At 62.7% G+C, this 21,507-nt stretch carries 16 protein-coding genes; 12 read left to right on the forward strand and 4 right to left on the reverse strand.

What is annotated here, in order from left to right; translation table 11 throughout:
* Positions 1–79: 79 nt before the first annotated feature.
* On the forward strand, positions 80–1,735 hold the full coding sequence (locus tag AC04PT_RS09985; RefSeq protein WP_482873527.1) for a BCCT family transporter: 1,656 nt from the start codon (positions 80–82) through the stop codon (positions 1,733–1,735).
* A gap of 56 nt (positions 1,736–1,791) precedes the next feature.
* On the opposite strand, the gene AC04PT_RS09990 is transcribed toward AC04PT_RS09985, so the two are convergent.
* Positions 1,792–2,028, reverse strand: a complete 237-nt coding sequence (locus AC04PT_RS09990; protein WP_482873528.1) for a hypothetical protein — start codon at positions 2,026–2,028, stop codon at positions 1,792–1,794.
* 3 nt (positions 2,029–2,031) lie between these two features.
* Between AC04PT_RS09990 and AC04PT_RS09995 the strand changes: the two genes are divergently transcribed.
* The 7 genes from AC04PT_RS09995 (at position 2,032) to AC04PT_RS10025 (ending at position 14,172) form a co-directional block, all read left to right on the forward strand.
* Positions 2,032–2,418 (forward strand): hypothetical protein, encoded by a 387-nt coding sequence (locus AC04PT_RS09995; RefSeq protein ID WP_482873529.1) that lies wholly within the window; start codon positions 2,032–2,034, stop codon positions 2,416–2,418.
* A gap of 35 nt (positions 2,419–2,453) precedes the next feature.
* A complete protein-coding gene (locus AC04PT_RS10000) occupies positions 2,454–3,197 on the forward strand; it encodes an alpha/beta hydrolase (RefSeq protein ID WP_482873530.1) in 744 nt (247 codons plus the stop codon).
* 382 nt (positions 3,198–3,579) lie between these two features.
* A complete protein-coding gene (gene rplJ, locus AC04PT_RS10005) occupies positions 3,580–4,098 on the forward strand; it encodes a 50S ribosomal protein L10 (RefSeq protein WP_482873531.1) in 519 nt (172 codons plus the stop codon).
* Positions 4,099–4,171: 73 nt separating this feature from the next.
* The gene (gene rplL, locus AC04PT_RS10010) at positions 4,172–4,552 is read left to right on the forward strand and encodes a 50S ribosomal protein L7/L12 (protein ID WP_482873532.1); all 381 of its coding nucleotides are present in this window, start codon (positions 4,172–4,174) and stop codon (positions 4,550–4,552) included.
* Positions 4,553–5,111: 559 nt separating this feature from the next.
* Positions 5,112–9,248, forward strand: coding sequence for a DNA-directed RNA polymerase subunit beta (rpoB, locus tag AC04PT_RS10015; protein ID WP_482873533.1), 4,137 nt, complete (start codon positions 5,112–5,114; stop codon positions 9,246–9,248).
* A 97-nt stretch (positions 9,249–9,345) separates the two neighbouring features.
* Positions 9,346–13,587: a DNA-directed RNA polymerase subunit beta' gene (rpoC, locus tag AC04PT_RS10020; RefSeq protein ID WP_482873534.1), complete on the forward strand. Its 4,242-nt coding sequence runs from the start codon at positions 9,346–9,348 to the stop codon at positions 13,585–13,587.
* Between the two features lie 162 nt (positions 13,588–13,749).
* Positions 13,750–14,172, forward strand: coding sequence for a hypothetical protein (locus AC04PT_RS10025; RefSeq protein WP_482873535.1), 423 nt, complete (start codon positions 13,750–13,752; stop codon positions 14,170–14,172).
* Between the two features lie 43 nt (positions 14,173–14,215).
* On the opposite strand, the gene AC04PT_RS10030 is transcribed toward AC04PT_RS10025, so the two are convergent.
* A complete protein-coding gene (locus tag AC04PT_RS10030; RefSeq protein WP_482873536.1) occupies positions 14,216–14,620 on the reverse strand; it encodes a hypothetical protein in 405 nt (134 codons plus the stop codon).
* Positions 14,620–16,221, reverse strand: coding sequence for a multicopper oxidase family protein (locus tag AC04PT_RS10035; RefSeq protein ID WP_482873537.1), 1,602 nt, complete (start codon positions 16,219–16,221; stop codon positions 14,620–14,622). The genes AC04PT_RS10030 and AC04PT_RS10035 overlap by 1 nt, the downstream gene beginning before the upstream one ends.
* Positions 16,222–16,400: 179 nt before the next feature.
* Between AC04PT_RS10035 and AC04PT_RS10040 the strand changes: the two genes are divergently transcribed.
* Entirely contained in the window at positions 16,401–17,288 is an 888-nt protein-coding gene (locus AC04PT_RS10040) for a DMT family transporter (protein ID WP_482873538.1), read from the forward strand.
* Here the strand turns inward: AC04PT_RS10040 and AC04PT_RS10045 are convergent.
* Positions 17,235–18,059, reverse strand: coding sequence for a putative rhamnosyl transferase (locus AC04PT_RS10045; protein ID WP_482873539.1), 825 nt, complete (start codon positions 18,057–18,059; stop codon positions 17,235–17,237). The genes AC04PT_RS10040 and AC04PT_RS10045 overlap by 54 nt on opposite strands.
* A gap of 369 nt (positions 18,060–18,428) precedes the next feature.
* On the opposite strand from AC04PT_RS10045, the gene rpsL reads away from it, so the two are divergent.
* Genes rpsL through fusA form a run of 3 tightly spaced genes read left to right on the forward strand, consistent with a single transcriptional unit; the run spans position 18,429 to position 21,416 of the window.
* Positions 18,429–18,800 (forward strand): 30S ribosomal protein S12, encoded by a 372-nt coding sequence (gene rpsL, locus AC04PT_RS10050; protein WP_005862801.1) that lies wholly within the window; start codon positions 18,429–18,431, stop codon positions 18,798–18,800.
* A gap of 12 nt (positions 18,801–18,812) precedes the next feature.
* Entirely contained in the window at positions 18,813–19,283 is a 471-nt protein-coding gene (gene rpsG / locus AC04PT_RS10055) for a 30S ribosomal protein S7 (RefSeq protein ID WP_482873540.1), read from the forward strand.
* Positions 19,284–19,298: 15 nt separating this feature from the next.
* Positions 19,299–21,416 carry an elongation factor G gene (fusA, locus tag AC04PT_RS10060; RefSeq protein ID WP_482873541.1) on the forward strand — a complete coding sequence of 706 codons (2,118 nt, stop codon included), beginning with the start codon at positions 19,299–19,301 and terminating at the stop codon, positions 21,414–21,416.
* The last annotated feature ends 91 nt before the right edge of the window (positions 21,417–21,507 follow it).

The raw sequence follows: 21,507 nt of genomic DNA on the forward strand, positions 1-21,507 counted from the left end.
CGTGGGATTTGCGGGCTGCCGTCGCCGCTGTCGACGCCTTTCGGGGCTGCAACAAGAAATAATCGACAGGAGGCCATACATGGCTGAAGACACCTCAGCACAGGGCATACCGGCCCCCGACGGTGCCAGCGAAGTCATCGATACCGAGTACGAGATCGGGCAGGACAATATCGAGACGAAGCTGGGGCCCGTGCCGCTGGACATCCACAACCCGGTGTTCCTGATCTCGGGGCTTTCGATCGTGGCCTTCGTGGCCTACGCGCTGATGGCGCCCGCGCAATCCAGCGAATTCTTCGGCTGGCTGCGGCCGGCTCTGACATCGAACTTTGACTGGTTCTTCCTCTGGTCGGCCAATATCTTCGTGGTGTTCTGCCTTCTGCTGATTGTGACGCCGCTGGGGTCGGTCCGGCTGGGCGGAGAGAATGCGACGCCGGATTACGGTTACGCCGGCTGGTTCGCGATGCTGTTCGCCGCCGGCATGGGCATCGGGCTGATGTTCTTCGGGGTGCTTGAGCCGGTGTATTACTTCGGCACACCCTGGGGGGATGAGCCTCTGGGCGTGGTGCGACCCTTCACCGAGGACGGCGCGCTGATCCCTGAAAACGTCGAAGCCGCGCGCCGCATGGCTCTGGCCGCCACGTCGTACCACTGGGCGCTGCACCCATGGGCCATCTATGCGGTGGTGGCGCTGGCGTTGGCGCTGTTTACCTACAACAAGGGTCTGCCGCTGACGATCCGCTCGGCTTTCTACCCGATCTTCGGCGAGAAGGTCTGGGGCTGGACCGGGCATGTCATCGACACGATGGCGGTGTTTGCGACGCTGTTCGGGCTTGCGACCTCACTAGGGTTCGGGGCGCAGCAGGCCAACGCCGGGCTTGAGTACGTCTACGGTGTCCCGATGAGCGTGACGGTGCAGGTGGTCCTGATCATCGCCATCACCGCGGTGGCGCTGATTTCGGTGCTCAGGGGCCTCGACGGCGGGGTCAAGGTGCTGTCCGAGATCAACATGGTGATCGCGCTTCTGCTGCTGCTCTTCGTGCTGTTCGCTGCCGGGGCCGGGACGATCCTTGCCCGCTTCGGCGAGGGCATCGTGGACTACTTCCGCAACGTGGTGCCGCTGTCCATCCCGCACGGGCGCGAGGATACCGGCTATATGCAGGGCTGGACCGCGTTCTACTGGGCGTGGTGGATTTCCTGGTCACCCTTCGTCGGCATGTTCATCGCCCGCGTCAGCCGTGGTCGCACGGTGCGCGAGTTCGTGACCTGCGTCCTGATCATCCCGTCGCTGGTCTGTGTGCTGTGGATGGCGGTGTTCGGCGGCGCGGCCATTGAGCAGGTGATCTCGGACCCGGGCGGAAGCGCGGTCAAGGCGCAGGTGATCGACAGCTACAACCCGCCGCTGTCGCTGTTCGCGATGTTGGAAGGGCTGCCGCTGGCGGCCATCACCTCGACCATCGGGATCATTCTGGTGATCGTGTTCTTCGTGACTTCGTCGGATTCCGGGTCGCTGGTGATCGACACCATCACCGCGGGCGGCAAGGTCGACGCGCCGGTGCCGCAGCGGATCTTCTGGTGCACCTTCGAGGGGCTGGTGGCGATCGCGCTGCTGCTCGGAGGCGGGCTGGGCGCCTTGCAGGCGATGGTGATCTCGACCGGGTTGCCGTTCACGGTGATCCTGCTGCTGATCTGCGTGGCCATCGTGAAGGGGTTGATCCAGGAACGACGGAGCACCTGACCTCTGCTGTTTTGAACGATGAAGGGCGCCCCACGGGGCGCCCTTCGCATCTGAGGTCAGTCGGCCTTACCGGAGAATTCGCGAAGCGCTGCGACCACACGGTCGGTGGTTTCGACTTTGTCGATGCAGGTTGCATTGTGGTGCAGGGCATGCAGCATCGCGGGTTCGGTCACATGGCCGCTGTAGATGACGGTGGGCGTATTCATCATGCCCAGCACAGCGAGGATCTGACGGCCCTCGCGCCCCGGCCCCAGCGGATCGTGGGGAAACTTCCCCAGATCGAGATCGAGCACGCAATGCGTAAAGCCCCCGGCATCGACGGCGGCAAGGGCGGCGTTATAGGTTCCCACAGGTCCGACGGTCTCAAACCCGGACTCCGCGACAGTATAGGCGAGGTCTTCGGCAATCAGGCCGTTGTCCTCGATGATCAGAACGGTGCCCTGTGTGATGGCTCTTCCCCCAAAATCGCGGCTCTGGACAAGAAGTCTACCGGCTCGCGTGAAGGTTGCAAACGCAGAACTCGCGATTTGGTTCCCTGCGTGGGCAATGTCTCGCCGGGCAAGAGCTTGTCCTTTGTCGACAAAGGCTTTTTAGTCGGTGCGGGAGGTGCTTCATGGCAGATGTGTATCGCGGCATGGATCAGGAAACGCTTAATCGAGAATACAATGCCCGAGCAACAGTGACGGATTTTGAAGCCGAGATGGCGCGATACCGCCGGATGAGCGACGAAAGTCATGCGTCCTGCGAAGTGGTGGAACTCGCTTACGGCGATCATCCCGACGAACGGGTGGATTTCTTCCCGGCAGGCGCCGGTGCGCCGGTGCTGGTCTACATTCACGGCGGATACTGGCGGCTGCTCGGCCGGTCTGACAGCGCCTTCATGGTGCGGGCGATGGTGGCCAGGGGGGTCGCGGTGGCGGTGGTCGAGCACACGCTGGCGCCCGAGGCGGACCTCGACCGGATCGTCGCGCAGTGCCGCAGGGCGGTGGCCGAGGTGCACCAGCAGGCGGGAGAGTTCGGTGCGGATGCGGACAGGCTCTGGGTCAGCGGATCCTCCGCGGGCGGACACCTTGCCGCGATGTGCATGGCGACCGAGTGGCCGGCCTTCGGTCGGCCGGCGGGGGTGGTGCGGGGCGCAGTGCTGGTCAGCGGGTTGTTCGATCTGCAACCGGTGCGGCTTTGTGCGCCGAACGCATGGCTGAAGCTGGACGAGGCAGGGGCGCAGCGGAATTCTCCGATGCGGATGGCGGTCCCGTCCGGGGTTCGGGTGGCGCTTTTCTGGGGATCGGAAGAGACCGGCGAGTTCAAGCGGCAGAGCCTGGATTACGCGGACGTCCTGAGAGGCCAGGGGCTGAAGGTGACGGCGCGGGAGGTGGCTGGGCGGAACCACTTCGACGTGGTAACAGGGCTGGGCGAGCCGGAGAGCGCGATGTTTGCCGAGGTGGTGGGGATGATGCGGTAGGGGCTTGGTGAGCAGCCGTGCGATTGCCGGCCCTCGGGGAGGGTCATGCCGGAGGTATGCCCACTGCACGACGATCGCGCGGCGGCCTTCGCCCCTGATTCCGCGGAAGGCGCCCAGATCAACCCTTGCGTCGTAACGCGTTCCGTCCTACTCCACCCCCCTGTACCGCGGCCCGATTCGGGACCCGTGGTGCATTTCGTCCAAGACGGTGGGTGGGGCCTGGCCTCTTAATATCCTGCCTGAGACGGGAGAAGACCAGATTGGCCGAGGGCTTTTGCACCTCGGGCGCTCTTGGCGGACCCCCGTAAAAAGGACCTGAACGCCGGGCCTCGTGCCTGGCAGAACCGAGCCGGGGGGCAACCCCCAATACTGGAGTGAAACTGTGGATAGAGCCCAGAAAGAGAAATTGGTCGAGGAACTCGGCCAGATCTTCGAAAGCTCTGGCGTCGTGGTGGTATCCCACTACGAAGGTCTCACGGTTGCCGAGATGCAGGACCTCCGTGCGCGTGCGCGCGACGCGGGTGGCTCTGTGCGTGTCGCCAAGAACAGGCTCGCCAAGATCGCCCTCGAGGGAAAGCCCTGCGCAAGCATTGCTGACTTCCTTTCGGGCATGACCGTGCTCACCTATTCCGAGGACCCCGTGGCAGCAGCCAAGGTGGCCGAGGACTTCGCCAAGGAGAACAAGAAGTTCGAAATCCTTGGCGGTGCGATGGGTGAAACTGCACTGGACCGGGCCGGTGTCGAGGCCGTGTCGAAAATGCCGTCGCGTGATGAGCTTATTGCTACCATCGTGGGCATGATCGGTGCACCTGCTTCGAACATTGCCGGGGCCATTGGCGCACCTGCTTCGAATATCGCCTCCATCCTCTCGACCATCGAGGAAAAGGCCGAAGCGGCGTAAGGCAAACCGAGAAGACTTTCGTGGGGCATCCGCCCACACGTTGGAACACATCTAGATACGGAAAGAGTCTAAAATGGCTGATCTGAAGAAACTGGCAGAAGAGATCGTCGGTCTGACCCTGCTGGAAGCACAAGAACTGAAAACCATCCTCAAGGACGAGTATGGCATCGAGCCCGCCGCTGGCGGCGCGGTCATGATGGCCGGCCCCGCAGGCGACGCCGGTGGCGAAGCTGCCGAAGAGCAAACCGAATTTGACGTCATCCTGAAAGCGGCTGGCGACAAGAAGATCAACGTGATCAAGGAAGTTCGCGGCATCACCGGTCTTGGCCTGAAAGAAGCCAAGGAACTGGTCGAAGCCGGTGGCAAGGCCGTCAAGGAGCAGGTCTCCAAGGACGAAGCCGAAGAGATCAAGAAGAAGCTGGAAGCCGCAGGCGCGGAAGTCGAGCTCAAGTGATTTCGGCACTCCGGGCCGGTCGGCTCGGGGGCGATGGGTGGGATCACCCATCCTACATCTCAGGCAGGCGCTCCCGGTTCGGGGGCGCCTGTTGCCGTTTCAGGCAGCCTGCATGGCAACAACAGGCTGACGGAATAAGCCGTCCTGCTTGACCCCGCCGCCGGTTTTTGCCACACTCGTCGGACGTCAAGAAAACGCGAAACCCTCTCGGGGGGTCTTGCGTTCGCGTTGTTCACCGAATATTCGGAAGTCTCCCGCGGGTTCGACCGATTCGAACCCGTGTGTCTTTCGTTTTGCATATGAGGTGTTGCCGACGCATTGATAAACCCGGACATGACCCCATATACGGACCTCTTCAACAGACATGTGATGCAGTGGCCCATCTTGGCAAGCCCCCGATCGGGGGGTTTTCCAAGGCAGGGAAACAGGGATCGAGTGGCGCACGGTGGGACGCGCGCCGAGAATGGATCCGTTTCACGCCGTCACTGACGAGAATGCGCCTTTGCAGCCCCGGCACTGCGCGCGTTCGGGCAGAGAAAATCGAAAGGGCACTCCCCTCATGGCGCAAAGCTTCCTTGGCCAGAAACGTCTTCGCCGCTATTACGGCAAAATCCGCGAAGTCCTTGAAATGCCGAACCTCATCGAGGTTCAGAAGTCCTCGTACGACCTGTTTCTGAAATCCGGCGACCAGCTCGAGCCGCTTGACGGCGAAGGCATCAAGGGTGTCTTCCAGTCGGTCTTTCCGATCAAGGACTTCAACGAGACCGCGGTTCTCGAATTTGTCGACTACGCGCTGGAAAAGCCGAAGTTCGACGTCGAGGAATGTCAGCAGCGCGACCTGACCTACAGCGCACCGCTCAAGGTGACGCTGCGCCTGATCGTATTCGATATCGACGAGGACACCGGGGCAAAGTCGGTCAAGGACATCAAGGAACAGGACGTCTATATGGGCGACATGCCCCTGATGACGCCCAACGGCACCTTCATCGTCAACGGCACCGAGCGCGTCATCGTGTCCCAGATGCACCGTTCGCCCGGCGTGTTCTTCGACCATGACAAGGGCAAGACCCATTCCTCGGGCAAGCTGCTCTTTGCCTGCCGCATCATTCCCTACCGTGGCTCCTGGCTGGACTTCGAGTTCGACGCCAAGGACATCGTCTTTGCCCGGATCGACCGTCGCCGCAAGTTGCCGGTGACGACCCTGCTTTATGCGCTGGGGCTCGATCAAGAGGCGATCATGGACGCCTATTACGACACCGTGACCTATACCCTGCGCAAGGGTGAGGGCTGGGTCACCAAGTTCTTCCCCGAGCGCGTGCGCGGCACCCGCCCGACCTATGACCTGGTGGATGCCGACAGCGGCGAGATCATCGGCGAGGCCGGCAAGAAGGTCACGCCCCGCGCGGTCAAAAAGCTGATCGACGAAGGCAGCGTCAAGGACCTGCTGCTGCCGTTCGAGCAGATCGTCGGCAAGTTCGCTGCCAAGGACATGATCAACGAGGAAACCGGCGCGATCTATGTCGAGGCCGGCGATGAACTGACCTGGGAAGTCGACAAGGATGGCGATGTCACCGGCGGCACCCTGAAAGAGCTGATCGACGCGGGCATCACCGAGATCCCGGTGCTGGACATCGACAACATCACCGTCGGTGCCTACATGCGCAACACCATGGCGCAGGACAAGAACATGGGCCGCGACAGCGCGCTCATGGACATCTACCGCGTCATGCGCCCGGGCGAACCGCCCACCGTCGAAGCCGCCAGCGCCCTGTTCGACACGCTGTTCTTCGACGGCGAGCGTTATGACCTGTCCGCAGTGGGCCGGGTCAAGATGAACATGCGCCTCGCGCTCGACAAGCCTGACACCCAGCGCACGCTGGACCGCGAAGACATCGTTGCCTGCATCAAGGCGCTGGTCGACCTGCGTGATGGCCGCGGCGATATCGACGACATCGACCACCTCGGCAACCGCCGGGTGCGCTCGGTCGGCGAACTGATGGAAAACCAGTACCGCGTCGGCCTGCTGCGCATGGAACGCGCGATCAAGGAACGCATGTCCTCGGTCGAGATCGACACGGTGATGCCGCAGGACCTGATCAACGCCAAGCCGGCGGCCGCTGCCGTCCGCGAATTCTTCGGTTCTTCGCAGCTGTCGCAGTTCATGGACCAGACAAACCCGCTGTCGGAAGTCACCCACAAGCGCCGCCTGTCGGCACTTGGACCGGGCGGTCTGACGCGTGAACGCGCGGGCTTCGAGGTGCGCGACGTGCACCCGACGCACTATGGCCGGATGTGCCCGATCGAGACGCCGGAAGGCCCGAACATCGGTCTGATCAACTCGCTGGCCACCTTCGCCCGCGTCAACAAGTACGGCTTCATCGAAACGCCCTATCGCGTGGTCAAGGACGGCCAGGTGACCGACGAAGTGCACTACATGTCCGCGACCGAGGAAATGCGTCACACCGTGGCGCAGGCCAACGCCAACCTCGACGAGAACGGCAAGTTCGTGAACGACCTCGTGTCGACCCGGAAATCCGGCGACTACACGCTGTCGCCCAACGAGAATGTGGACCTCATCGACGTGTCGCCGAAACAGCTGGTGTCTGTCGCGGCCTCGCTGATCCCGTTCCTTGAAAACGACGACGCCAACCGCGCCCTCATGGGCTCGAACATGCAGCGTCAGGCGGTTCCGACACTGCGCTCGGAAGCGCCGCTGGTGGGCACCGGGATCGAGGGCATCGTGGCCCGCGACTCGGGTGCATCGGTGATGGCGAAACGTGCGGGCATCATCGACCAGGTCGATGCCCAGCGGATCGTTATCCGGGCCACCGAGGACATGGAGCCGGGCGATCCGGGCGTCGACATCTACCGGATGCGCAAGTTCCAGCGGTCAAACCAGAACACCTGCATCAACCAGCGTCCGCTGGTCAAGGTGGGCGATACCGTGGGCAAGGGCGAAGTGATCGCCGACGGCCCGTCGACCGACATGGGGGAACTGGCGCTCGGCAAGAACGTCGTCGTCGCCTTCATGCCCTGGAACGGCTACAACTACGAGGACTCGATCCTGATTTCCGAGCGCATCGCGCGTGACGACGTCTTTACCTCGGTCCACATCGAGGAATTCGAAGTTGCCGCCCGTGACACCAAGCTCGGGCCGGAAGAGATCACCCGCGACATTCCCAACGTCGGCGAGGAAGCCCTGCGCAACCTCGACGAGGCGGGCATCGTCTATATCGGCGCCGACGTGGAGCCGGGCGATATCCTGGTGGGCAAGATCACTCCGAAAGGTGAGTCGCCGATGACGCCGGAGGAGAAACTCCTGCGCGCCATCTTCGGTGAAAAGGCATCAGACGTGCGCGACACCTCGCTGCGGGTGAAACCGGGCGACTTCGGCACCGTTGTCGAAGTGCGTGTGTTCAACCGTCACGGCGTCGAAAAGGACGAACGTGCGCTGCAGATCGAGCGTGAGGAAATCGAGCGTCTGGCCCGTGACCGGGACGACGAACTCGCCATCCTCGACCGCAACATCTACCAGCGTCTGAAGTCACTGATCCTCGGCAAGACCGCGGTGAAGGGCCCGCGCGGCGTGCGCTCGAACTCGGAAATCACCGAAGAGCTGCTGGACAGTCTGTCGCGTGGCCAGTGGTGGCAGCTTGCCGTCGCCGAAGAGGAAGACGCAAAGATCGTTGAGGCGCTGAACGAGCAGTACGAGGCGCAAAAGCGTCAGCTCGATGCGCGCTTCGAGGACAAGGTCGAAAAGGTTCGCCGCGGCGACGACCTGCCGCCGGGCGTGATGAAGATGGTCAAGGTCTTCATCGCGGTGAAGCGCAAGCTGCAACCGGGCGACAAGATGGCCGGTCGTCACGGCAACAAGGGTGTGATCAGCCGCGTGGTGCCGATGGAGGACATGCCGTTCCTCGCAGATGGCACCCCGGTCGACTTCTGCCTCAACCCGCTGGGCGTTCCGTCGCGGATGAACGTCGGGCAGATTCTCGAAACCCACATGGGCTGGGCCGCGCGCGGTCTGGGCATCAAGGTCGACGAGGCGCTGGACGAATATCGCCGCTCTGGCGACATGACCCCGGTGCGCGAGGCCCTGCGGATCGCCTATGGCGACGAGGTCTATGAAGAGGGCATCGCCGGCATGGAAGAGGCGCAGATGCTGGAGGCAGCGGGCAACGTGACCCGCGGCGTTCCGATCGCGACGCCGGTCTTCGACGGCGCGAAAGAGGGCGACGTGAACGATGCGCTCGTGCGTGCGGGCTTCTCGGAATCTGGTCAGTCGATCCTGTTCGACGGCCGCACCGGCGAACAGTTCGCACGTCCCGTCACCGTGGGCGTCAAGTACCTGCTCAAGCTGCACCACCTTGTGGATGACAAGATCCACGCGCGTTCGACCGGGCCCTACAGCCTGGTGACCCAGCAACCGCTGGGCGGCAAGGCGCAGTTCGGTGGCCAGCGCTTCGGGGAGATGGAGGTCTGGGCTCTGGAAGCCTATGGCGCCGCCTACACCCTGCAGGAGATGCTGACCGTCAAGTCGGACGACGTTGCGGGCCGGACCAAGGTCTATGAATCGATCGTCAAGGGCGAGGACAACTTCGAGGCGGGCGTTCCCGAGAGCTTCAACGTGCTCGTCAAGGAAGTCCGCGGCCTCGGCCTGAACATGGAACTCCTGGATGCGGAGGAGGATGAGTAAGCGCAACGCGCCGGAAACTTTCAAAGTTTCCGGCCCGGTTTCTTTCAAGGAAATCGGCGCCATCACAGCCTCAACCGCCAGCCTCTAAGGATAGAAAATGAACCAGGAACTGACCAACAACCCGTTCAACCCCGTCGCCCCGGTCAAGACCTTCGACGAGATCAAGGTCTCGCTGGCTTCGCCCGAGCGGATCCTTTCGTGGTCCTACGGCGAGATCAAGAAGCCGGAAACCATCAACTACCGCACGTTCAAGCCCGAGCGTGACGGCCTGTTCTGCGCGCGTATCTTCGGTCCGATCAAGGATTACGAATGCCTCTGCGGCAAGTACAAGCGCATGAAGTATCGCGGCGTCGTCTGCGAGAAATGCGGCGTGGAAGTCACGCTGCAGAAGGTCCGCCGCGAGCGTATGGGCCACATCGAACTGGCCGCGCCCTGCGCCCACATCTGGTTCCTCAAGTCGCTGCCTTCGCGCATCGGCCTGATGCTGGACATGACCCTGCGCGATCTTGAGCGTGTGCTCTACTTCGAGAACTACGTCGTGATCGAGCCGGGCCTGACGGACCTCACCTATGGTCAGATGATGACCGAGGAAGAGTTCATGGACGCGCAGGACGCCTATGGCATGGACGCCTTTACCGCCAATATCGGCGCCGAGGCGATCCGCGAGATGCTGGCCGCCATCGACCTTGAGTCCGAGGCCGAGAACCTGCGCGCCGATCTGAAAGAGGCGACAGGTGAGCTGAAGCCCAAGAAGATCATCAAGCGCCTGAAAGTGGTCGAGTCCTTCCTTGAATCCGGCAACCGTCCGGAGTGGATGGTGATGACCGTGATCCCGGTGATCCCGCCGGAACTGCGCCCGCTGGTGCCGCTGGACGGTGGCCGCTTCGCGACCTCCGACCTAAACGATCTGTACCGCCGCGTCATCAACCGGAACAACCGTCTCAAGCGGCTGATCGAGCTGCGCGCGCCGGACATCATCGTCCGCAACGAAAAGCGGATGCTGCAAGAGTCGGTCGACGCGCTGTTCGACAACGGTCGTCGTGGCCGCGTCATCACCGGCGCCAACAAGCGTCCGCTGAAGTCGCTGTCGGACATGCTGAAGGGCAAGCAGGGTCGTTTCCGTCAGAACCTTCTCGGCAAGCGGGTCGATTTCTCGGGCCGTTCGGTCATCGTGACCGGACCGGAACTGAAGCTGCATCAATGCGGCCTGCCCAAGAAGATGGCGTTGGAACTGTTCAAGCCGTTCATCTATTCGCGGCTTGAGGCCAAGGGCCTGTCGTCGACCGTCAAGCAAGCCAAGAAGCTGGTCGAGAAAGAGCGCCCGGAGGTCTGGGACATCCTCGACGAGGTGATCCGCGAGCACCCGGTTCTTCTGAACCGCGCGCCGACGCTGCACCGTCTGGGCATCCAAGCGTTCGAGCCCACGCTGATCGAAGGCAAGGCGATCCAGCTGCACCCGCTGGTCTGCTCGGCCTTCAACGCCGACTTCGACGGTGACCAGATGGCCGTGCACGTACCGCTTTCGCTGGAAGCCCAGCTGGAAGCCCGCGTGCTGATGATGTCGACGAACAACGTTCTGTCGCCCGCCAACGGCGCACCGATCATCGTTCCGTCGCAGGACATGATCCTCGGTCTCTACTACCTCACCATCCAGCGCGATGGCATGAAGGGCGAGGGCATGGCATTCTCGTCGATCGAGGAAGTCGAACACGCGCTGAATGCCGGTGAGGTGCATCTGCACGCCAAGATCACCGCGCGGGTCAAGCAGATAGACGACGAGGGCCAAGAGGTTATGAAGCGTTACGAGACCACCCCGGGCCGTCTGCGGCTTGGCGGTCTGCTGCCGCTGAATGCCAAGGCGCCGTTCGAACTGGTCAACCAGCTTCTGCGCAAGAAGGACGTGCAGCGGGTCATCGACACCGTCTACCGTTACTGCGGTCAGAAAGAGAGCGTCATCTTCTGTGACCAGATCATGGGCATGGGCTTCAAGGAAGCGTTCAAGGCCGGTATTTCCTTCGGCAAGGATGACATGGTCATTCCTGACACCAAGTGGCCGATCGTCGAAGAGACGCGCGACCAGGTGAAGGACTTCGAACAGCAGTACATGGACGGCCTGATCACCCAGGGTGAGAAGTACAACAAGGTCGTCGATGCCTGGTCGAAGTGTAACGACAAGGTCACCGAAGCGATGATGTCGACCATTTCGGCTGACCGCACCGCAGAGGATGGCTCGGTCATGGAGCCGAACTCGGTCTACATGATGGCCCACTCCGGTGCCCGTGGCTCGGTCACGCAAATGAAGCAGCTGGGCGGGATGCGCGGCCTGATGGCGAAGCCGAACGGCGACATCATCGAGACGCCGATCATCTCGAACTTCAAGGAAGGTCTGACCGTTCTTGAATACTTCAACTCGACTCACGGAGCGCGGAAAGGTCTGTCGGACACCGCTCTGAAGACGGCGAACTCGGGTTACCTGACCCGTCGTCTGGTGGACGTGGCGCAGGACTGCATCGTTCGCATGAACGATTGCGGCACCGACCGGGCGATCACCGCGGAAGCGGCGGTCAACGACGGCGAGATCGTGTCGTCTCTGGCAGAGCGTATTCTGGGCCGGGTGGCAGCAGACGATGTCCTGACACCGGGCACCGAGGACGTGATCTGCAAGGCAGGCACGCTGATCGACGAACGCATGGCGGACACCATCGAAGAGGCAAGCGTTGCGAAGATGCGTATCCGCTCGCCGCTGACCTGTGAGGCCGAAGAGGGCGTCTGCGCCATGTGCTATGGCCGTGACCTTGCACGCGGCACCATGGTCAACTCGGGCGAAGCGGTGGGTATTATCGCGGCGCAGTCGATTGGTGAACCCGGCACGCAGCTGACGATGCGGACCTTCCACATTGGCGGCGTTGCGCAGGGTGGTCAGCAGTCCTTCCAGGAGGCCGGCACCGAGGGTATCGTCAACTTCGAGGGCGCCAACACGCTGCAGAACTCGATGGACGAGACGCTGGTCATGGGCCGGAACATGAAGCTCTTGATCCTCGACGAGCACGGCGCCGAACGGGCCAGCTTCAAGCTGGGCTACGGCACCAAGCTGTTCGTCAAGGAAGGCGAGAAGGTCGGACGCGGCGACAAACTCTATGAGTGGGACCCTTACACCCTGCCGATCATCGCCGAGAAGGACGGTGTCGCGCGTCACGTGGACCTCGTGAACGGCGTTGCCGTGCGTGAGGAAACCGACGATGCGACGGGCATGACCCAGAAGATCGTCACCGACTGGCGCGCGGCGCCCAAGGGCAACGAGCTGAAACCCGAGATCATCCTGATCGACGGCGACGGTGAGCCCGTGCGCAACGAAGCCGGCAACCCGATCACCTATCCGATGTCGGTCGACGCCATCCTGTCGGTCGAGGACATGTCGGAGGTGAAGGCCGGTGACGTCGTGGCGCGTATTCCGCGCGAAGGTGCCAAGACGAAGGACATCACCGGTGGTCTGCCGCGTGTGGCCGAACTGTTCGAGGCACGTCGTCCCAAGGATCACGCGATCATCGCGGAGATCGACGGCTACGTGCGCTTCGGCAAGGACTACAAGAACAAGCGCCGCATCAGCATCGAGCCGTCGGACGAGAGCATGGAGCCGGTCGAATACATGGTGCCCAAGGGCAAGCACATTCCTGTCCAGGAAGGTGACTTCGTCCAGAAGGGCGACTACATCATGGACGGCAACCCGGCGCCGCACGACATCCTCGCCATCATGGGGATCGAGGCTCTGGCCAACTACATGATCGACGAGGTTCAGGACGTCTATCGTCTGCAAGGCGTGAAGATCAACGACAAGCATGTCGAAGTGATCGTGCGCCAGATGCTGCAGAAGTGGGAAATCCAGGACTCGGGCGACACCACGCTGCTGAAGGGCGAACACGTGGACAAGGCCGAATTCGACGCCGCGAACGAGAAGTCGATCAAGAAGGGCGGCCGTCCGGCCGAAGGCGAGCCGATCCTGCTGGGGATCACCAAGGCGTCGCTACAGACCCGGTCGTTCATCTCCGCGGCATCGTTCCAGGAGACCACGCGCGTGCTGACCGAGGCTTCGGTGCAGGGCAAGAAGGACAAGCTGGTCGGTCTGAAGGAAAACGTCATCGTCGGCCGGTTGATCCCGGCGGGCACCGGTGGCGCGACCCAGAAGATGCGTCGCGTAGCGCAGGATCGCGACAACGTCGTGATCGAAGCGCGCCGCGAGGAAGCGGAAGCCGCGGCGGCCCTGGCCGCTCCGGTGGAAGACGACTACGTCGGTGGCGATGCCTTTGCACAGCCCATCGTGGACGAGGAAAGCCGCGATTAAGAACTACCTCTTATGAGGCGTATCCGCCCCGTCCGCTGAGAAGCGGGCGGGGTTTCTCTTTGCGTGGATGCCGGGGATTTGGGAAACTTCCATTGCGAGGCTATTGATCGCAGACCTTTCGTGCGGGCGTTTGCCTGCAGTCTTTTTGTCGGAGATTTTGTCATGAAGATTTTTGTGCCGGCTCTGATTGCCGGGCTTGTGTCCGGAGGATTGGCGCAAGCCCAGTCCTCCAATGCTGCAACCTACCTGATGAACCAAGAAATCAAGACGGCTTGCGGTGGCGGCGGGCGGATTGATCCGACGGCGTTCATCGAACGTGACCTTACCGGCGACGGACGCGAAGACCTCGTCGTTGCACACGAAGGCATCAGATGCGCGACCGGGGGGCGCAGCGGTTATTGCGGCGCTCAGGTATGCAGCGTCAGGATTTACGTCCGTGAAGGGCAGTTGCTGAACTTCAAGACGGAAGTGTTGGGCGGCGGTGTCAGCGTCGGCAGTGGTGCGATCCCGTCGATCAGCATGCACGGACACGGCGGGGGCAGGGGCGCGCTGAAGTGGAACGGGCAGGACTTCACGTGGCGCTGAGGCTGCGCTGACTTTTCGGCCGATCACCGGTCCTCCGGCTGCGTCAAGGCTCCTCATTCCCCTGAGGCAGAACGGTCAACGTGAAAACGTCGCGGAAAGCTTCGCCCTGAAGAGGGCCGCCGTCGAGGCCGAAGGTAACGGTGCGGGTCGGGCGCAGAATGATCACCGTGGGCTGCGGGCGCCGCAGTTCGAAGTCGAAGACCTGCACCGCGACGGAGCCCGGCACCCGACCGGGGGATCCGAAGACCCGTTTGCCGGTGAGGCGTGCGTTACGGTCAAGGCGCTCGGGTTTCCAGTCGACCGGCCCGGAAGGAAGCTGCACCTGCACGCTGGCGCCGGTGGTGATGGGTTGCACGGTGTTGCTGTGCGACTGGGTAAAGACGAAGGGGCGCTTGTCTTGGGCCATGGCCGCGCCGGCCGTCAGCAAGAGGGCGAGGAGGATGCGCATCAGTAAGTGTCTCCATGCGGGTGGCCGCCCGGGTGGGGGCCGGCGTCGGGGCCGAAACCGGTGGGAATATCACCGTAAATCAGGATGTTGGCCATCATGCCGTTATCCTCATGTGGCAGGATGTGGCAGTGATAGACGGTCAGCCCGGTGACGTCCGGGCGGAAGTACATCCGGATCTTGACGGTGCCGTTCGGGGGCAGCGGGAAGGTGTCCCACCAGCTGTCGTCGCCCGTCGGCATGCCATTTATCTCGATCACCTGGAACGGGTTCACATGGATGTGGAACGGGTGCTGAAAGACATCCTTGTTGACCAGAAGCCACTCCTCGGTGGTGCCCGCCAGCACGGCTTGATCGATACGGCTGCCGCTGAATTGCTTGCCGTCAAGGTAGAACTTGACCGGGGTGGTGGTGATGTTGCCCTCGAAGGTAACGGTGCGGGTGTTGACCACCTTGCGCGCCTCGGGCGGGATCACCGGCGGATCGACCAGCTTGCCGGGCAGGGGGCCGTCCATCGCCTCGCCCGCAGACCATAGCGTCGCAAGCAGCTTCTCGGGGCGGGGTCCCCCAGGGTGGCCCTGATCGTAGGCCAGCGCGCGAAAGGCATAACGGCCCGGCGGCCCGCCCTTGACGATGAATTCGGCGCGCTGGCCGGGGGCGAGCAGCAGCGTCTCGACCTCGCGTGCATGGGCGAGCGGAACGCCGTCCTGGCTGATCTGCCACAGGCTGTGGCCATCAAGCTTGAGGTGGAAAAAGCGGTGCGGCCCAGCGGCTAGAATGCGCCAGCGCTGGGTCTCGCCGGGGTGGATGTCGATCTCGGGCTGAAGCACGCCGTTGATCGGAAAGAGGATCGTCATCGGCACCGCGGGGACCGAGGTGAAGGGCACCTCGCCCACGGTCGGGACGATGACGGACGATGGCACCTCGCCCGGCTGGCCCTCAAGATCGTTCAGCAACAACTCGTTGAGCACCATGGTGCGGTCGCGTTTTGCCGCGGCGACTTCCGGGACCTCGTCGATATCGCCTTCGATGACGATTGGGCCGGAAAGGCCCTGCCAGCCCTGATGCGAGGTCGAGCCGTGCTTGTGCGGGTGATACCAGTAAAGGCCGGGTGGCTGGGGGCGTCCGGTCTCGGGCCCCGGAATGTCATACGCATAATCCGTGTATTCGCCCGGTTCGGCAACCTGATAGACGTTGTCACCGCCGTCGCCGGGATCGACCTGCAGCCCGTGGACGTGGACGTTGGTGAAGTCAAGCGCGCGTTGCGCGGCAGTTGGGCCGCCCTGTTGGAACGGCGGCAAGCCCGTCGGTTCCATGTCATTGATCAAGCGCCACTCAAGCCGGTCCCCGGCGCGAAGGCGGACCAGCGGGCCGGGGACGGAGCCGTTGTAGGCGGCAACCTTGACGCTGATCTCGTCGTTCAGCGGCCAGGTGACGGGGGCCATGCGCAGTTCGGTCTTGAGCAGGCCGTCGGTGGGCGTGAGCTCGGGCAGGTCTCGGAACGGTGGGCCGGAGGGCAGGACGCCGGTATGGTCCTGCGCTGTGGCGCTGGCGGCGGTCCAGATCAGGGCACTGCCGGACCCGAGGAAATCGCGTCGGTTCATCAAATGGCCTCCGTGATAATGGACCCAGTCTGGCACGGGTTTGCGATTTGACAAAGCGTGTTGTTCTGCCGGGGGTTGTGCGGGGTGGACCGGGATTTACGCGCCGTCGGAAAGACACGGATGTGCGGGGTTGTGTCTGCCGCGCAAGCGGGCGATGCATCGGCGGAAGGAGAACGGGCATGCAGGACAATACGCGCGGCGCGCTGCTGATGATGGGGTCGATGGCGGCGTTCACCTTCAACGACACCTTCGTGAAGCTGACGGGCGGCGCTGTGCCGCTGTTTCAACTGGTGTTCTTGCGCGGGGTGCTGGCCAGCCTGTTCCTCTATCTGCTGGCGCGGCATCTGGGTGCGTTCCGGCTGGACCTTCCGCGGCGCGATTGGGGGTTGGTCGCCGCACGCTCGGCGGCGGAGGTCGGCGCGACGGTGTTCTTCCTGATGGCGTTGTTCCGGATGCCGCTGGCGAACGTGACGGCGATCCTCCAGATCCTGCCCCTGAGCGTGGCCCTGGGGGCCGCGCTCGTCTTCCGCGAGCCGGTGGGCTGGCGGCGCTGGATCGCGATCGCGGTTGGCTTTGGCGGCATGCTGCTGATCGTGCGACCGGGGGCGGAAGGCTTCGGCGCGCCGACCTTTTTCGCTTTGATCGCAGTCGCCTGCTCGACATTGCGCGATCTGGTGACGCGGCAGATGTCGGTGGCCGTGCCGTCGATCATGGTGTCGCTGGCAGGGGCGTTCTCGGTGATGGTCTTCGCCGGTCTGGCAAGCCTGCCGGGTGGGTGGCAACCGATCGCACCGATGCACATCGGTTATATCCTGTTGGCGGCAGGGTTCGTTTTCGTGGCCTACCTGTGCAGCGTCATGGTCATGCGGGTCGGCGACGTGAGCTTCACGGTATCGTTCCGCTATACCGGCCTGCTCTGGGCCTTGCTGCTGGGCTGGCTGGTCTGGGGCGAGTTCCCCGAGGCGCTGACCCTGCTGGGCGCCGTGATCGTGGTGTCGATGGGGGTCTTCACCCTATGGCGCGAGGCGCGGCTGACCCGCAAAAAGCGCGCGTACCCTGTCAGATGAGATCGCGAAAGTATCGGCAAACAGCCCCTCGCCTTCCAGGTCGAGGCGCTTGAGATTGACCTTGGTGACATTGCGCCCCTGACGGCTGTCGTTGTGATCGTTGTGGCCGCGCACGAACATGTTTTCATGGGTGAAGGTGACGGTCGGCATGAAGCGGTTCAGGCGGTTATGGCCGAAGTTCATGATGGTGTGCCGCGCCCAGGGCTTGACCGCCATGGCCAGCGCCACGCCCCAGTAGGGGGTGACGTTTTCCTCGGCAAGGATGCCGCCGGCATCGGGCCGAGCGATAAAGCCGCGGTTGAAATCAAAGCCGACAAGGCGGTGGTTCTGTAAGAGCGCCTGGCAATCGCGGGCGGCTTCGCGCAGGCGCTGGATGAAAGTCACCGCCACAGCGTCGTCGTCGTCGTGGCGAAATTGCAGACAGGGCTGTCCAAGGTCGTCGCGCGCGTCGTTGATCACCTCTGCCATGACCTGGCGGTGGTTGCGCGGCGGCTGGGCCACAATGCGGGCCTGCGTGACGTCCGAGACGAGGTCATGCAGCCGGTCGAGCCAGTGCTGCGGAAGCTGGTCGCCGATGATGATTAGGAAGGTGAAATCGGGGTCGGTCTGGGCCTTCAGGCCAGGCAGGGTGATGGCTTCGAAGTGGCGGAACCGCTCTTCCATGCGCACAGGGTCATAGAGATAGGCGATGCGTTCCTCGATATTGGCGTGTTCGACCTGAAAACCACCGAGCGCGGGATAGGAAAACCGGCACAATCCGATGACCTGCATTCACTTTCCCCGCATTGTCGCATACCTTGTAACCGCCCCGACATTTGCACCCTGCGCCTGCGCTTGCAAGCATCGGAAATCGTGCCGAAAGACAAGCCGGGCGGCGCTGTTGACAACCCCCGCGACTCCGCATATATGCCGGCCTCATCTCGGCACTTTGGGGGTCGCCCCGCCGCCGACAGCATATTGCAGTGGTCACGATCCGGGCACCTGAAGCTCCGATCCTCTGATAACCAACCGCGTCGCAGACCTCGGAATGGCTGTGATCGCGGGTTTTGCGCTTGTGGACGCATGAGCGCCGAAAGACATGAACCGCATGGGGTCGCCCTCATGCACTTATATGAGAGCGAATACGGGGAAGAGACCTCTATGCCGACGATCCAACAGCTGATCCGCAAACCGCGGCAGCCCAAAGTCAAGCGCTCCAAGTCGCAGCACCTGGAGCAATGCCCGCAGAAGCGTGGCGTCTGTACGCGCGTTTACACCACCACTCCGAAGAAGCCGAACTCGGCTATGCGGAAAGTTGCCAAGGTCCGTCTGACCAACGGCTACGAAGTCATCAGCTACATCCCCGGTGAAAGCCACAACCTTCAGGAGCACTCGGTTGTCCTGATCCGCGGCGGCCGTGTGAAAGACCTTCCGGGTGTGCGTTACCACATCCTGCGTGGTGTTCTGGATACCCAGGGCGTCAAAGACCGTAAGCAACGCCGCTCGAAGTACGGCGCGAAGCGTCCTAAGTAAGGGGAACAGGATATGTCTCGTCGTCACGCCGCCGAAAAACGCGAAGTCCTGCCTGACGCCAAATATGGCGACAAGGTTCTGACCAAATTCATGAACAACCTGATGATCGACGGCAAGAAGTCGGTCGCAGAGAAAATCGTCTACAACGCGCTGGACCGCATCGAGAACAAGGTCAAGCGTGCGCCGGTGGAACTGTTCCACGAAGCGCTCGACAACATTGCCCCCTCGGTCGAGGTCCGCTCGCGCCGTGTGGGTGGTGCCACCTATCAGGTGCCGGTCGAAGTGCGCCCCGAGCGCCGCGAAGCCCTTGCGATCCGCTGGCTGATCAACGCCAGCCGCGCCCGCAACGAAAACACGATGGAAGAACGCCTCGCAGGCGAGCTGCTGGATGCCGTGAACTCCCGCGGGTCGGCCGTCAAGAAGCGCGAAGACACCCACAAGATGGCCGACGCCAACAAAGCGTTCAGCCATTACCGCTGGTAAGAGAGGCTCCTTCACATGGCACGCGATTATCCGCTCGAACGCTACCGCAACTTCGGCATCATGGCCCACATCGACGCAGGCAAGACCACCTGCTCGGAACGGATCCTGTTCTACACCGGCAAATCCCACAACATCGGTGAGGTGCACGACGGTGCCGCCACGATGGACTGGATGGAGCAGGAGCAGGAACGCGGGATCACCATCACCTCGGCTGCGACCACCACTTTCTGGGAACGCACCGAGAACGGTACCGAGCCCGACAGCCCGAAGCACCGGATGAACATCATCGACACCCCCGGCCACGTCGACTTCACCATTGAAGTCGAACGCTCGCTGGCGGTTCTCGATGGTGCGGTTGCCGTGCTTGACGCCAACGCCGGTGTCGAGCCGCAGACCGAAACCGTCTGGCGTCAGGCCGACCGCTACAAGGTTCCGCGCATCGTCTTCGTCAACAAGATGGACAAGATCGGCGCCGACTTCTTCAACTGCGTCGAGATGATTGCAGACCGCACCGGCGCGACCCCGGCCCCGATCCAGATCCCGATCGGTGCCGAGAACGAGCTGGAAGGTCTGGTCGACCTCGTCACCATGGAAGAGTGGGTGTGGAAGGGTGAAGACCTCGGCGCAAGCTGGGTCAAGCAGCCGATCCGCGAAAGCCTGCAGGACCTGGCCGAAGAGTGGCGCAACAAGCTGATCGAGACCGCCGTCGAAATGGACGACGACGCGATGGAAGCCTACCTCGAAGGCGAAGAGCCCGACGTTCCGACGCTCCGCAAGCTGATCCGCAAGGGCACGCTGGCGATCAAGTTCATCCCGGTTCTGTGTGGCTCCGCCTTCAAGAACAAGGGTGTCCAGCCGCTGCTGAACGCCGTGATCGACTATCTGCCCAGCCCGCTGGACGTTGTCGACTACATGGGCTTCAAACCCGGTGACGAGACCGAGACCCGCAACATCCCGCGCCGCGCGGATGACGACATGGCGTTCTCGGGCCTGGCGTTCAAGATCATGAACGACCCCTTCGTCGGCTCGCTGACCTTCGTCCGCATCTACTCGGGCAAGCTCGCCAAGGGCGACTCGATGCTGAACTCGACAAAAGGCAACACCGAGCGTGTCGGCCGAATGATGATGATGCACTCGAACAACCGTGACGAGATCACCGAGGCGTTCGCGGGCGACATCATCGCGCTGGGCGGTCTGAAGAACACCACGACCGGTGACACCCTGTGTGACAAGTCGGACCCGGTGGTTCTGGAAACCATGACCTTCCCCGATCCGGTGATCGAGATCGCGGTCGAGCCCAAGACCAAGGGCGACCAGGAGAAGATGTCGGCCGGCCTCGCACGTCTGGCGGCGGAAGACCCGTCGTTCCGCGTCGAGACCGACATCGAAAGCGGTCAGACCATCATGAAGGGGATGGGCGAACTTCACCTCGACATCCTCGTCGATCGTCTGAAGCGCGAATTCAAGGTCGAAGCCAACATCGGTGCACCGCAGGTGGCCTACCGCGAGACCATCTCGCGCGAGGTCGAGCACACCTACACCCACAAGAAACAGTCGGGTGGTTCCGGTCAGTTCGCCGAGGTCAAGCTCATCATCACGCCCACAGAGCCGGGCGAAGGCTATTCGTTCGAAAGCCGCATCGTTGGTGGTGCGGTTCCGAAGGAATACATCCCCGGTGTCGAGAAAGGGATCAAGTCGGTCATGGACTCCGGTCCGCTGGCGGGCTTCCCGGTGATCGACTTCAAGGTGGCGCTGATCGACGGTAAGTTCCACGACGTGGACTCCAGCGTTCTGGCCTTCGAAATCGCGGCCCGCATGGGCATGCGCGAAGGCATGAAGAAGGCCGGCGCCAAGCTGCTGGAACCGATCATGAAGGTCGAAGTAGTGACGCCGGAGGACTACACCGGCAACATCATCGGCGACCTGACCTCGCGTCGGGGGCAGGTGACCGGGCAAGAGCCGCGCGGCAACGCCGTGGCGATCAATGCGATGGTTCCGCTGGCCAACATGTTCGGCTACATCAACACCCTGCGCTCGATGTCCTCGGGCCGTGCGCAGTTCACGATGCAGTTCGACCATTACGATCCGGTGCCGCAGAACATCTCGGACGAGATTCAGGCCAAATACGCATAACGACGGGTGGCGGGGTCAACCCCGCCCTACCCACCACTGTAGGGTGAGGCTTTGCCGCACCATCCGAAACGAAGACAAAGGGAGCCAATAC

Source organism: Litorisediminivivens sp. KMU-197, from assembly GCF_056858395.1.

Coding starts and splice junctions, on each gene's coding strand:
- AC04PT_RS09985 (WP_482873527.1), top strand. CDS start 80: ATGGCTGAAGACACCTCAGCACAGGGCATACCGGCCCCCGACGGTGCC.
- AC04PT_RS09995 (WP_482873529.1), top strand. CDS start 2,032: ATGCGTAAAGCCCCCGGCATCGACGGCGGCAAGGGCGGCGTTATAGGT.
- AC04PT_RS10000 (WP_482873530.1), top strand. CDS start 2,454: ATGAGCGACGAAAGTCATGCGTCCTGCGAAGTGGTGGAACTCGCTTAC.
- rplL (WP_482873532.1), top strand. CDS start 4,172: ATGGCTGATCTGAAGAAACTGGCAGAAGAGATCGTCGGTCTGACCCTG.
- rpoB (WP_482873533.1), top strand. CDS start 5,112: ATGGCGCAAAGCTTCCTTGGCCAGAAACGTCTTCGCCGCTATTACGGC.
- rpoC (WP_482873534.1), top strand. CDS start 9,346: ATGAACCAGGAACTGACCAACAACCCGTTCAACCCCGTCGCCCCGGTC.
- AC04PT_RS10025 (WP_482873535.1), top strand. CDS start 13,750: ATGAAGATTTTTGTGCCGGCTCTGATTGCCGGGCTTGTGTCCGGAGGA.
- AC04PT_RS10030 (WP_482873536.1), bottom strand. CDS start 14,620: ATGCGCATCCTCCTCGCCCTCTTGCTGACGGCCGGCGCGGCCATGGCC.
- AC04PT_RS10035 (WP_482873537.1), bottom strand. CDS start 16,221: ATGAACCGACGCGATTTCCTCGGGTCCGGCAGTGCCCTGATCTGGACC.
- AC04PT_RS10040 (WP_482873538.1), top strand. CDS start 16,401: ATGCAGGACAATACGCGCGGCGCGCTGCTGATGATGGGGTCGATGGCG.
- AC04PT_RS10045 (WP_482873539.1), bottom strand. CDS start 18,059: ATGCAGGTCATCGGATTGTGCCGGTTTTCCTATCCCGCGCTCGGTGGT.
- rpsL (WP_005862801.1), top strand. CDS start 18,429: ATGCCGACGATCCAACAGCTGATCCGCAAACCGCGGCAGCCCAAAGTC.
- rpsG (WP_482873540.1), top strand. CDS start 18,813: ATGTCTCGTCGTCACGCCGCCGAAAAACGCGAAGTCCTGCCTGACGCC.
- fusA (WP_482873541.1), top strand. CDS start 19,299: ATGGCACGCGATTATCCGCTCGAACGCTACCGCAACTTCGGCATCATG.